Source organism: Flavobacterium sp. GNP010 (assembly GCF_056428945.1).
This window is the reverse complement of record NZ_JBWJVK010000048.1, coordinates 1-13,762: the sequence shown is the minus strand read 5'-3', so window position 1 is coordinate 13,762 and position 13,762 is coordinate 1. Positions and strand designations below refer to the sequence as shown.

13 protein-coding genes are annotated in these 13,762 nt (G+C 33.0%); all 13 read right to left on the bottom strand.

Annotation, left to right across the window (positions count from 1 at the left end; genetic code table 11):
• Positions 1-131: 131 nt before the first annotated feature.
• Positions 132-488: a hypothetical protein gene (locus AC061C_RS14145; protein ID WP_478291707.1), complete on the bottom strand. Its 357-nt coding sequence runs from the start codon at positions 486-488 to the stop codon at positions 132-134.
• Positions 489-690: 202 nt separating this feature from the next.
• Positions 691-3,465 carry a T9SS type A sorting domain-containing protein gene (locus AC061C_RS14140; protein WP_478291706.1) on the bottom strand — a complete coding sequence of 925 codons (2,775 nt, stop codon included), beginning with the start codon at positions 3,463-3,465 and terminating at the stop codon, positions 691-693.
• A gap of 115 nt (positions 3,466-3,580) precedes the next feature.
• Positions 3,581-4,288: a LytR/AlgR family response regulator transcription factor gene (locus tag AC061C_RS14135; RefSeq protein WP_478291705.1), complete on the bottom strand. Its 708-nt coding sequence runs from the start codon at positions 4,286-4,288 to the stop codon at positions 3,581-3,583.
• 13 nt (positions 4,289-4,301) lie between these two features.
• Positions 4,302-4,619, bottom strand: a complete 318-nt coding sequence (locus tag AC061C_RS14130; protein WP_478291704.1) for an Hpt domain-containing protein — start codon at positions 4,617-4,619, stop codon at positions 4,302-4,304.
• A complete protein-coding gene (locus AC061C_RS14125; RefSeq protein WP_478291703.1) occupies positions 4,606-5,643 on the bottom strand; it encodes a sensor histidine kinase in 1,038 nt (345 codons plus the stop codon). The genes AC061C_RS14130 and AC061C_RS14125 overlap by 14 nt, the downstream gene beginning before the upstream one ends.
• A complete protein-coding gene (locus tag AC061C_RS14120; protein WP_478291702.1) occupies positions 5,643-6,776 on the bottom strand; it encodes an FIST signal transduction protein in 1,134 nt (377 codons plus the stop codon). Before AC061C_RS14120 ends, AC061C_RS14125 begins: the two co-directional genes overlap by 1 nt.
• Positions 6,773-9,757 carry a PAS domain S-box protein gene (locus AC061C_RS14115; protein WP_478291701.1) on the bottom strand — a complete coding sequence of 995 codons (2,985 nt, stop codon included), beginning with the start codon at positions 9,755-9,757 and terminating at the stop codon, positions 6,773-6,775. Before AC061C_RS14115 ends, AC061C_RS14120 begins: the two co-directional genes overlap by 4 nt.
• 4 nt (positions 9,758-9,761) lie before the next feature.
• Positions 9,762-10,304 carry a heme NO-binding domain-containing protein gene (locus tag AC061C_RS14110; protein ID WP_478291700.1) on the bottom strand — a complete coding sequence of 181 codons (543 nt, stop codon included), beginning with the start codon at positions 10,302-10,304 and terminating at the stop codon, positions 9,762-9,764.
• Positions 10,305-10,308: 4 nt separating this feature from the next.
• The gene (locus tag AC061C_RS14105) at positions 10,309-10,722 is read right to left on the bottom strand and encodes a response regulator (protein WP_478291699.1); all 414 of its coding nucleotides are present in this window, start codon (positions 10,720-10,722) and stop codon (positions 10,309-10,311) included.
• A gap of 116 nt (positions 10,723-10,838) precedes the next feature.
• Positions 10,839-11,204, bottom strand: coding sequence for an MmcQ/YjbR family DNA-binding protein (locus tag AC061C_RS14100; protein ID WP_478291698.1), 366 nt, complete (start codon positions 11,202-11,204; stop codon positions 10,839-10,841).
• Positions 11,205-11,230: 26 nt separating this feature from the next.
• A complete protein-coding gene (locus AC061C_RS14095) occupies positions 11,231-12,001 on the bottom strand; it encodes a cyclase family protein (protein ID WP_478291697.1) in 771 nt (256 codons plus the stop codon).
• Between the two features lie 91 nt (positions 12,002-12,092).
• Positions 12,093-13,226 carry a radical SAM family heme chaperone HemW gene (gene hemW, locus AC061C_RS14090; protein WP_478291696.1) on the bottom strand — a complete coding sequence of 378 codons (1,134 nt, stop codon included), beginning with the start codon at positions 13,224-13,226 and terminating at the stop codon, positions 12,093-12,095.
• A 105-nt stretch (positions 13,227-13,331) separates the two neighbouring features.
• Complete coding sequence (locus tag AC061C_RS14085; RefSeq protein ID WP_309760610.1) at positions 13,332-13,703, bottom strand: four helix bundle protein; 372 nt, start codon at positions 13,701-13,703, stop codon at positions 13,332-13,334.
• Positions 13,704-13,762 lie beyond the last annotated feature (59 nt).

Below are 13,762 nucleotides of genomic sequence, written 5' to 3'. Positions count from 1 at the left end.
GTTTAATTAAATATTTTTATCTAATAATCTGTATCGGTTATTCAGGACAAGACAACATTCTTATAGCTAGTAAAGCAGAAAACAATAGTACGAACACTGTTATTTAAAATTCTTCTGGTTTAAAAACTAGCTTAAACTACAAGTTGTAAATTAGTATCTTCAAAACCAACTATTTTCCTAACCTCTTCGGTATTAGGCAATACAAAACATTCAATTTTATCTATAATTACCTTAATGACAAAAGGCCTTATTCTTGATTGAGGAATAATTACTATTTTATCATTTAGCATTTTTTTTGTTGCATCAGATTTACTTATAGGTCCAGCCCAATCTAAATTATAACAATAAGCACAAGCTTCTTTGCGAACAAAAGTAATGTATTCTTCATTTATCAATGTCCATTTTAAAGAAATCAAATAATATCCAGTACGATCTTCAAAATTATTTGTTTCTAGAAATGGTTGTGTATGGTGTAGTTTTACTTTCATTTATTATAATTTTGCTTTCAGATCAAAGCTATAAAATTATCGCTTAAAATGTATAAAAAATCGACTAAATACATTATATTTTATAAATTATAATACTTAAGCTACAAATAAATCAACAATTATAAGACCCAAAGCAAAACGTAAAATTCACAATAAAAAAAACTGCCCGTGGTTGGCAGTCTTTTAAACACTATTTATTTTACTATTCTATGATAAATTTGGTTTGTAATTTTTCATTTTCTTTTGTTGTAACATTAAACAAATAAGTCCCTTTGCTTAAATTATCTAATGGTATTTTTACTTCATTATTTGAAGGTATGGTTTTATATTGTTTTGCAAACAAAAATTTTCCAGAGATATCTAACACTTCCACGGTAGCACTTTCGGTTATTTTAGGCAAAACAAGCGTAGTCGAAAATTGGCATGGATTAGGATAATTATACAGATTTTTTGTCAATCTATTTGCAAAATCAGCCGTACTTAAAGAACCTGCATTTTTAAAAACTAATTGGGAAACCTTAATTTCAAATGTTTGAAAAGCATTATAATTTCCTTGAACAGAGAAAACAATTCCTTTAATTTTTTCCTTGTTGTATTTCTGTCCTTTTGGATTAGTAAACTGGTCAAAAAGCAAATTAATATCAGCTGTCGTTGCATTTGCTGGAAGTTGAAAACGTAATCTGTCATTCCAGTCTGTTGTGCTATCTGTTACCAGAACTGCCTCAACGGGCAATGAATTTTGTATTGCAAAACTTATAGTTGAGTAACCCCCTGCATCAAATGCTAACTCTCCCGGAAGAATATTTCTAAATAAATTCATCGTCCCGTAAACAGTACCACTAACTGTGGCATTTCTTTCAATCGCATATTGACCGTTTGTAATGCTAGTATTTGGAATGTTATCTATCATAAATGAAGAAATGGTTGTTTCTGTTTTAGAATAATCTAGGCCCCAAGGACCATCTGCTAAATACAACCCATCCAATTGTTTTGACTTATCGCCAATAATTGAAAGTCCTATATCAAACATTCCGCCTAAATCCAAAACTACATTTTGTTGATAAGCTCCAGACAAACTTAAATTCAGAGAAACTAATTCTGGAGAGGCTAACTCCGTTATTTTTTTATTTCCTTCAAATGATAAATTAAATGCTCTTGATTTATTAATTATCGCCAAATTTAATTTTCCGTTTTTATAGAAACCATTTTTCACAAATACGCTCGGAATTCTATTAGCAACAACTTCGGTAGATAAGATTTTTTGTTGTTGAATATTAGAAATAATTCCTTTTGCAATATGACAAACCTGAGCTGTTGAAGATCCCCAAACCTGAAAATTTAGATAATCCCCTGCAGGATATTGTTCTATATTCCAATAGCTATGGAGCATGTTTGCATTGATTAACTGCTGTACAGAGAAATTCACAGCATACTCGGTCAATCCATTAGCTCTTTTTATTTCGACCAAAATGATTTCGTAGCCGTTCAAATTGATCGTTACTATGTTCTCAAGCGAAGAGTTATTCAAACGATCACAAATCGCTTTAGAATGACTGTAAACAGCCCCCTTAGTAACAGTAGCCAAAACTGCCCCCACCCGCTTGTCTCCTTGATAATAATCCACAGAGTAGACTTCTTGTGCATTTGTGATTCCAATTAAATCTATCGGACTGGAAACATAAGTAGTTTCAGTACCTAGCATTCCTGTACTAGGAATTATATCAGAAAAGTTAGTACTTGAACTAGTTGCTTTAAGCAAAAAAGAAGATGAAATAAACTTTTTTTGCGCTGCTTTTTTATTGGCATAACTATTTGTTTTAGTTCTGTTAAAATTTCTTTTGGCAATAAGAGTGGCTAGATCTCCATTACTTTCCAACCCTCCGTCATTTGCAGATGTTACGGTTGTTAATACTGTTGTACTTGTTATGATTAATTCGTTAGTTGTTAAATCAGTACTAGTTATATTATTGGAGGCTCTGGTAGTTTTGGCTACTACTTCATAGGTTCCAGATAACATTTCGGGATATAAAACTGTAACACTCCAATTTGTATTATTGATATAAATTTCTTGGGAATAAGTAATCCCATTTATAGTTACTGTTAAAGTATCATCGCCTAGCATTTCTCCTCCCCAAGTACCCGAAATAACAGGAGTAGTATCTGTGGTTGTTTGTAAATTTACTGTTGGTTTTAAAATTTCTCCTGATGCAATGTTATCTAAAGTTCCATTAACAATAACTCCTAATTCTTCCCAGCTTTTATCTAATACCCCAGGCAGTTTATCATCTACTCCTGCTACATCACCGTTAGAAGTTTGACTTGTTGAGGTAAAACCATACAAGGCAATTGCAGAATTTCCTGTAATTGTAAGCCCGAAATTACTTAAAATATATGCCTTTAAACTTTCTTCTGTAAACCCAAATTCTATCCAGGTATCCGTACCACTGTTTCCTCCGTCGATATCTGTTCCTGCACTGTAAGTCGATATGTTGGCATTACGAGTCTCCAAGAAGTATTCATTATTTTTAGTTCCGTTTAACCAAGAAGTTTGTGAAGGAGAAAGACCCGTTTTTGCATAATCTCTTTTGTGAAAAGACACATAAGGTGTTTGACTTTTCATATTTGCTTCAATAAAAAGATCTGCGATCAAATCACCTGAAACATCGATACCTAAGTAAAAGGAAGTTGAAGGATTACTTTGTCCCATTCTAACTCTAAAAAAGTAAACATCATCAGTCAATCCGTCAGTAAAGTTGATGCTCATTTTTTGAGTTTCAACCATAGCATAAGTGGCATTACCTACGAAATCAGTATCGGCTACTGACTGCTGATCGTCGTTTGGATCAAACTTATCACCCTTCATAAGTGTCACCCAGCTACCTGAAGCGTTCCCTACTGTAGTTGTACTTTGTGAAAATCCTAATTGAAAGAATAGCACTAAAAAAAGTAAATTAACTGAAAAGTATTTCTTTTTCATAATCGTAGTTTTGAAATTACTAATCAAAGATAACTAACCAATTAAATAGAAAATAAAACCTTAGATTAGTCAAGACTTACTATAGTTGAAATACAATTTGGTAGGGACGAATAGCTTATAAAAGATTTAGTCTTTTCATTAACTCCGGTCTATTGGCGCGGCTTACTGGAATTACATCTTTGGCAATCAAGACACTATTGTCTTCAATGTCAATAATTTTTTTAGTGTTGATAATAAAAGAGCGATGCACTTTTAAAAATAAATCTTTAGGTAATTTATCTTCTATTTTCTTTAGGGTAGAATGAACCACATAATTTTTGCTCTCCGTTTTTATATGGATATAATCCCCCTTAGCTTCAACAATATTTACAGATGCCATTTCAATTTTTATCAATCTTCGGTCGATATTAACATAAAATTCATTTGCATTGTCTTCCGCATTTGGTTTTACTTCCAATGTCTTGGGGGCTATTTTGTATAAGTTTGCTTTTTGAATTGCTTTTTGGAAACGATCTATAGTGATAGGTTTTACCAAATAATCTATTACACACTCGTATTCAAAAGCTTCGATAGCAAAATTTTTATCTGAAGTGACTAAAATTACTTTGGGTGGATTTTTTAAACTTTGAATAAAGTCAAATCCTGTAAAATCAGGCATATGGATATCTAAAAAAATTAAATCAACCTCAGTATGATTTAAAAATTTTATTGCCTGAATGGCATTAGGAAATTCTTGAACAAGTTTAAGTTCTGAACATATATCAACCATCTGAGTGATAATCGCTCGAGCCATCTCTTCATCATCAATAATAATGCAATTCATACAGTAAGAGGTGTTACAAACGATTTACAAACTCCTGCATGACTTTTAAAATATTTTCAAAATCTACAGCCAAGTTTGTCGAGTTATTTTTTAAATCGCTTTCGTATTCCTCAGCAATATAATAACTTTTTTCTAAACCTAGTATAGAAATCTTATGTTTTAGTTTATGAACAGATTGAGCGGCATCTAAAAAATTAGTGTTTTCCATTTCTCCAGAGTAGCCTATTATTTCCTTTGGAAGTTCTTTTTTAAGAATCCCAATTAATTTAGTTTTGAATTCAAGATTATCTCCTGACAATTCATCGATATAGTTTAGGTTAGGCTGTTCCATGATCCTTTGGTATTGTGAAGAAAAAAGTAGTTCCCACTTTTTCTTGGCTTTCAAGCCAAATCCTTCCTTTATAAAACTCAATTATTCTTTTTACGATAGAAAGTCCTATTCCTGAGGAGTTATCGTCATTTTGTAATTTAGAAAAAATATCAAATATTTTGTACTGGTATGCTTGAGGAATACCCATTCCATTATCTTTTATTTGAAATAAATATTCTTGCTCCTTTTCGGTACTTGAGATCTCAATTATAATGTGTTCTTTATCATTGTATTTAAGCGCATTTTGAATTAAGTTTTGAAAAAGTTGCTTCAATCTAAAATCATTTCCCCTTAAAACAGGAAGTTTATTAGTTATGTTAATATTCGCATTATCTGGAACTTCAATAGTTTTTAAAAAATCTTGCACTACAAGATTCACATCAATAACTCGTTCTTCGTGCGTGTGATTTTCAATAGAGGAATAGTTTAATATCCCTGCAATTAACGAATCCATTTTCTCTACATTTAACAAAATTTTGTTCAAAGATTTTAAATTGGCCTCATTCATTAAAGACTCATTATCTTGAATGAACCAGTTAATCAAAGTGTCAATGCTACGCAAAGGTGCTTTTAAATCATGTGAAACCATGTGCGCGTATTCATTTAACGCGGTGTTTTGTTTTTCAAGATTAAACAACAATTCTTCTCTTTGGTTATTGATTTTTACTATTTCTATAGATTGTTGTTTGATATATTCAGAGGAATCAAAAATTTCATTAGTAGTCACAAATCCTTGACCCAGACTCATAGAATCAAGAATAGATTGTAAATTTTTATTCAATTCTTTTAAACTTTCAGCTTCATCTCTCAATTTTTTATTGGCCTCAAACAATTCGTCAGAGCTAATTTTCATAGCGCGTTGTAGCATCTCTATTTGGCTCTCATAATTTTGGTACGATTCATTAACTACATCCAAAAAAATATCCAAGTCATTAAGACCTCCGGTAAGTTTTTTATCTATTTGTCTTTTCAATAATGAATGCATTATTCGCTAATTAAGGTTAGTGTCATCGTTTGATTGTGCAATTCACAGGCAGTCTCCCCATTAAAAGGGGCCATTTCTCCGTATGAATAAAATCCTGCAATAGGGACTTGTAGACCAATAACCTCTCTAACGTGCTCGATTTCTTCTTCAACACGCTGACTCATTACTAATTTCCTACCGATACAGCTTACCAATAGCGCTAATTCAGGTGCGGTCGTTCTATTTTTCATACCGTATTTTGCGGCAGTATTAGCACCTTGTGCAATCCCATCAACACTTGCCATCATGAGTTGAACTCTTGAATTTACAGGAGCATCACCAGCAAGAATCATAGACTGAGTATCATTATCAATATTTAAAATAGTACGAACTACTGGTTCTTTCTTACCATGTGGTGTTACATTCAGCGGATACAGTAAAGAAGCTTGCGGCAGTTCACTAGATTTATCGCCTAAATATTTTTTATATAGGTCTAACGCCGGTTGACCATCAATCTCATACAAAATATTCGCCTCTGCCTTAGTGATGACACGCTCCGGGCCAAAGGGAATCCATCCGCCGTAACTGGCATACGAAACTTCTAATGTTGAGCCATAAAACCCAATAAGAACCACTTCGCCTTCTTTTGGATCTTCCATGTACGAGGCAAGTGTTTTTTCAAAACGTGCATCATCACCACACATCCCACCTGTAATGGATAAACCTGAATCCATATTGGTCTCAAGGCCAGAAATCAAGGAACTTCCGTTTACAAAACTCCCCTCTGAGAGTACAAATAAATGTTTAAGATTTTCTTTTGGCATTTCCGCATACAAATACTCACCAAGCTTTTTAGCATCTTTATTATGGTTTAAAATATTTTCTCGCTTTACAACAAAACTAGATTTTTCAAACTCTATGGCAATCACAGAAAGAGAATCATCGTTTACACTTGAACCCGAAATTTCACCTGAAGTAGAACCAAAAACAAGATGCTCATACGGAAACTCATTACGTATATCCTGCAAAACTTCACTATTTTCTAATAAAAAACGATTCCCAAAAATCAGAACAAGTGGGTTTAGCAATTGTGATTTTTCTTGTACATACCTCCAACCGCCTCGGGCTAATTTGCTTGCTTGAATGATTTTCATAATTCTTTTTTTAATTTTACAAAAAATGTAGTCCCTATACCCTCTTGACTCTCTAACCAAATTTCGCCGTTATAGAAAGTTATAATTTTTTTTACAATTGATAAGCCTAAACCTGTTGAGTGTTTGCTTGTTGTAAAAGACTTAAAAGTTTCAAATATTTTTGAATGAATTTCTTTTGGCATTCCTACCCCATTGTCTTTTATAGAAAAAACATATGTGTCGCCATCTTGAGTTGCAGCTACCTCAACTAAACCTTGTTCTTTATCAATATAATTTACTGCGTTACCAATCAAATTTTGAAACAACTGCTGTATTCTAAATTTATCTGCTTTAATTCTAGGCAATGAACTTATAATGGAAACAGTAATATGATCTGGAAGATGAATAATGTCTATAATACTTTGTACAATTTCATGAGTATCTATAATTTCTAATTTTGATGTCTCTTTATCAATTTTAGAATACGTTAAAATACCCTCAATAAGATGATCCATTTTTTCAACTTTGTGCTCAATTAATGAAAAATATTTTTGAGTTGGTGCATCAAAGTTACCAGCATTTTCTTCTTTAATCCAGCTAATCAAAGAATTGATACTACGTAAAGGTGATTTTAAATCGTGGGATACAATTTGGGCATAATCTTCAAGTTCTTTATTAGTTTTTGCTAAATCCGAAATCAAATTCTCCTTTTGTGACTCTAGCTCCTTTTGAGGAGTGACATCCTCCTCGATAGCAAAATATTTGATTATTTTTCCTACTTTGTCATATAAAGCCTGTCCTTGAATACGCACCCAGTATTTCTCTTTATTTTTTGAATAATTAATGATCTCGCAATTAAAAGGGAGGCCTTTTTTAATTTGATTTCTTAGATATAGAATTACTTCAGGATTCGATTCTGGCCCTTGTAACAATTCACCAGGTGCCCGCCCTATAATTTCTTCTTTGGAATATCCTGACATCCTTAAGAAACTTGTATTGGCCCATTCTATTCTGCCTTTTTTATCTGCAATAATAACCGAATTTAAATTTTTCTCTGCAATCAATGACAATAAATACAGTTGCTGCTCTTGATTTTTTTGATTTGTAATGTCAAGGTGAATCCTTATTGAACCTATTAAATTACCGTGTACATCATAATTTGGAGCGCCGCTAATAAGCCATATTTTCTCTTGACCGTTTTTATCAAATACGCGCAACTCATAGGAATCTGTTAAGCCATCAGCTCTTAATTTATCTTTGGTCTTCAATACATCCTTACCACTTTCATTGACAAAGATTTCTATAGCATTATTCCCCAAAAGCTCATGCTGTGTATAGCCACTCATAGTTGTAAAACTGTGATTGGCCATGGTAATATTATTGTCAAGATCAACTTCTAACAATCCAAGATTCATATTTGCAATGATTCCTCTATACTTTTCTTTTTCAATTTGTAAACTTTCATCGTACCTTTTCTTGAGAGAAATATCCTCAACCATGGCAAAAAATTGGGTGACCTCGCCGTTTTCATCAAGTATGGGTTGCCCTTTGACCTTTGCCCAAAAAGAACTACCGTCTTTCCTTCCATGTTTCAATTCAACATCAAAAGGAAATCCATTATAAAAAGAACTTACCATAATATCCAACTGCTCATCGTCAATATCCAAAGTCCTACCTATTTGTACTGGTGTTTTTCCTATAATTTCTTCTTTGCTATAGCCTGTATAGGTAGTATAAGCATTATTACACCAAAATATTTTACCATTAGGCTTAGTAAACAAAATACCGTTATTGTTTAAACTTGCTACAAGTGACAACCTTTTAAGCTCTTCTTCGTCTCGCTTTTTAGATGATATATCCTCAATTAATGCAAAATATTCTTTTACATTTCCTTTATCGTCAAATAAAGGTTGCCCCTCAGCCTTTGCCCAAAACCATGTACTATCTTTTTTATAATGAATTAACTCTTGGCTAAAATGTTCTCCTGCATCTTTTGCTTTTTTAATAGCATCAAATGCAACTTGATCCACTAAGTCTCCGTAAAATAAATCCTGCGTGGTACGCCCTATTGCCTCTTGCAAGGAGTATCCAGTAAGTTTCACAAAACCTTCATTGGCCCAGTTGATAGTGCCATCAAGTGCTGTAAAAATTACCGCATTAACATTGGTACTGGCTACAAGAGACAATCTATTTAACTCTGCTTGGCTTTTTTTCTGTTCTGTTACGTCGCGTCCATAAATATTTATACATCCTAGATCTTTAATAGTTTTACATACAAAGGAATATTCTTTACCATTGGTTTGGGTTTCAAAAATCCAGCGCTCTTTGTCAAAATCAATTTGTGTAACGATGTACTTAAAGAAATGCTCTGTGCTATATTCAAATCCGTTATGAACAAATGTTGTTAATTGCTCCGCCGTTGGATTTCGATTAAGCAGATTTCCTTTCATATCAATTCGTATTAAAGGATCTGGATTTAGAGTAGGGAAGAGTGCAATATCTTGGATTTCTTTATTGGCCAGTTTCAACTTATTTTTTTGATCATTGATGGTTATCAACAATTCTTTTAATTCCTTAGAGGTATTATCAGCATTGTTAAGAACATGCAACAAATCAATTGAAGGATCATTTGGTGCAAAATCTTCAAACGTTAAGCCTTTGTTCATAAGTTCTACCATTGACGTAAACCACGGCGAACCCACAAACAAAATATTCTCACCCACTAGCTCAAACTGCCCTCGAAGTGTAATACCTGATATATTGTGTTGAATAACAATATGCTTATTGCAATGTGCAACAATTTCCTGAAAGGAAATTAAATCTAGTTGTGGTCTTGTAATTTTAAATACATTTGTAAACAATGCATTATTACTTAAGTCTTGACATACTTTGCCTAGGCTTGAACCAAAATTTATGATTTCAAAATCTGGAGTCACAAAAATGTAAAATGGGAACAATCTATTCAAACTGTTTGCATCAAAACAAAGTGCTAGATCCTTCATGGAATTACCAATTAATTTTGAATATTTCGTGAGTGTCCCCCTCGTTTCTTGATTGTAGTAAAGTTATTGTTACTGGTGTTTTGTAAACAATACCTAGTCCTTGAATGATTCCTCTAACAAAATCTTGTAGTCCGACTCTTTTAGAGTGATAATGCAAATGAAGTCCAGATGTACTTACATCGCTTACTTTAAACTCTGGAGGAGTAAGTTTAGGATATACCAGCATAACCCTATTGTGAAAATTAGGTAAATTGATTAAAAAATCACTCAGACTTTTTCCTCCAGACTCCATTAAGCCCGGATATTTTTCAGATGTAGTATGCACAACCCACCATTCTCCAAAAGCAATTAATACCTGACTCAAAGTCATGTTCATTTCTTCTGAAAGTGTGGTAGCAATTTGATAGGTAATAGCATCATCATACACTTCATTACTTAGAAAAAAATCAACATCAATGCCGCTTTTTTCATGTACAACTTCCCATTTTTCTCTACCAAAATTAGCAACTACTAAGTCTTCTATTGATTTATTTACAATTCCGTACATAATCCTAATTTGTGATTAACTCATTTGTACTCCAATATTCAACCAGTTTTGTAACCCTATCTACATACTCATCATATTTTAAGGGTTTTAGCAAATAACCCGCAATCCCTATTCTATAGCACTCTAACAAATCTGACCTGTTGTTAGATGTTGTCAATACAATTGCAGGAATGTATTTCAAATAATCATCCGATTTTAATATTCCTAGGAACTCAATTCCATTTATTTTAGGCATGTTCAAATCTAAAACAATAATATCAGGAATGATTTCTTTTTCCTTTAATATTGCAATGGCTTCCTCACCATTATTTGCCTCAACAATTTTATGAGCTGTTTTTATGTTACTCAAAACCCTATTGAATTTCATTACTTCAATTTCATCGTCTTCTATTAGCAAAATATTTAGTGCCTTCTTCATGGTATTTGGGTGTTATTTTAAAAAACTAAATGTAATAAAGTTATACCTAGCAATACGGAGCTATCGATAATACCATATTTGATATAGACCAAAATACATTAAGTATCGATAACTGGTTATAGCAATTTTAGTTCAAGTCGAATTTTTTTAGGCAAACTATTACAAATTAATTCATAGGAATGATCTATTAAATTTTTAACAATCGCATCCGAAACTGATTCATTTAGAGCAATGGTGTTCCAATGGGTTTTACTCATATGGAAACCAGGCTGAATATCATCGTATTCGGCGCGTAATTCCTCAGCGCGCTCTGGATCACATTTCAAATTAACAGATGGTTGTCCTTTTTCCCATTGACTTAAAGAGGACAATGCAAACATTTTTCCGCCCACTTTAAAAACTAAAGTATCTTCGTCAAAAGGAAAATGTTCCGTCACTCCTATTTTAGACAAGCAATATTCGTAGTAGGTTTCTAAGTTCATTTTTTGAAATTATTTTCATTCAAAATTTATAATTCATCTTTCAAAATAGCAAACAAAACCGGCTTACTCGGACTCGCATCATTCTCAAAAGAGGCAATTTGTAAATTGAGTAAATAAGTACCATCTTTCACTTCATTTGAAACAAAAATCATCTCCGTAATCGTACAGTCCAATCTAGCATCAGCATTCAGATCATTAACATCAGTAACGTTCCAAAAAGCTTTGTGCGCCACTAATTTTCCATCGTCTTTTTCTTTATCAACACTTGGCAAATCAATCAGTAGATGTTTTATTCCGCTTTCGCGAATGAAACGCGCAGCATCTTCCTCCAGATAAGGCGGATTGGTATTCGAATATTTCAAATGCTTTTTCCCTTCTAAATTGGGAAATGTTCTAATAACAATTGCATCAGGAGTTTTACCATTCAGAGCCTTTTCAATTTGGCTTCTAGTAACCACCAAATCTTCCTCTTGTAATTCTGGTTGAACCGAAATTAATTCAGCCATAAAGAAAAATTGTTTCAAACATTGATTGATGCTGTAAAATTCCCGTGTAATATGACCTAGACATTCCGTATGCGTTCCGTGTCCGTGCGGATTGAAGAAAATATTGTTGAAATTGGTTGACGATTTTCCTTCCGAAACTTTGCCTATCCAATCCCCAAAAACTACAGGTTCAATGACTGGCTTCTCGATATACCAAGCAATAGGATTTTCATCGGTATTCGTTAACGGAATCGAAATATCAATGGGTTTTGACAAGTCGATTTTAAATTCGTTGTTGATGCTTGCTATCATATTTCTTTAAACACTAAGTTCACAAAGAAGTCACAAGGCACACAAAAGCTTAGTGAACTTTGTGCCATCTTTGTTTCTTTGTGGTTAATTTCTATTCCAAATTTAAATAAAATAAGTCTGATGCAATTCCATCGGTCAAAAACTTTCCTTTTGCGGTAGGTTTTAAGATATTGTTTTCGATAAACACCAAGTCATCCTCCAAGAACTTACGAACTTGTTTGTTCAAATAGTTTAAATATTCCATTCCATATTCGGTTTCAATTCTATCCAAAGAAACGCCCCAAATAGTCCGCAAACCAGTCATAATATATTCATTATACCGATCTGTAATCGAAAGAATTTCTATTTCATTTGGCAATTTATTCTCTTGAATCGATTTTAAATAAAGTGCATTATTCGAAACATTCCAACTTCTTGAAACACCATCATAACTGTGGGCCGAAGGACCAATTCCAAGGTATTTTTTTCCCAACCAATACGCCGAATTATTCTTTGAAAAATAATTGGCTTTGCCAAAATTTGACAATTCATAGTGTATAAAGTCATTGGCTTCGAGCGTTTCGACTAAAACAGCAAAATGCTCTTGTGCTACTTCATCTTTAGGAGCAGCAATTTTTCCTGTTTGTATCAGTTTATTCAACGCCGTTTTAGGCTCTACTGTCAAAGCATAACTTGAAATGTGCGGTATTCCAAAAGACAGTGCAGTTTCTATATTTTGTTTCCATTTCTCATTGCTCATGCCAGGAATTCCATAAATTAAATCCAGTGAAATGTTATTAAAATACTGGGTCGCTTCTTCTAAACATTTTTTGGCTTCCACCGAATTATGAGCGCGGTTCATCAGTTGCAAATCGTCTTCAAAAAACGACTGAATCCCTATGCTTAAACGATTTATTTTACTTTTAGACAATTCAATTATTCGCTCGCTAGACAAATCATCCGGATTGGCTTCGAGCGTGATTTCGGGGTTTTCAATTACTGAATAATGACTATAAACTGACTCAACCAAAAAATTAATTTCATCAGATGTTAAAACACTTGGCGTTCCACCACCAAAATAAATGGTCTCAACTTGTTCCTTTTCAAATTCGCTTTTACGCATTTGAAATTCTTTGGCAATAGCCATGACCATCTCCTCTTTCATCTTCATCGAAGTCGAAAAATGAAAATCACAGTAATGACATGCCTGCTTGCAAAAAGGGATATGAATGTAGATTCCGCTCATTAGTTTAGTGTTCAGTGTTCAGTTTTTTTAGTGTTCAGTCTTGAGAAAGTACTCGGTAGGCAGTTGTTTAGTAATCAGATATGCACTAAAAACTAGTACTATTAATTACTCCTTTTTAACTCCAAATTTTTCAGGATTCAAAATCATATAATTAACAAGTTTTCCAATTTCTAAACTTTCAGAAATAAATTCCTGATAAATAGCTTCAGAAATATATTTACAGGACAAGGCAAACTCTAACCAAACTTGAGTTTCTGAATTTTCTCCATCAGAATCGGTCAACTTACTATAAAAATGTTTTGGATAAATCCTCTTTCTATATGCTTCAGCAATAGTTGCAGGAACACTCCTTGAAGAGCGCCGAATTTGATCTGTCAATGAATAGGTTTCTTCCTTTGGAAATGATTTTGTTATTTCAAAAACCTTCATTGCTAATGCAAACGATTTTTTATAGGCCAATAAATCTTGGAATCTCATATGCTACATTTTAAAAAACGGAATACTCTACCTTAATCAATACTACTGAACACTAAAAA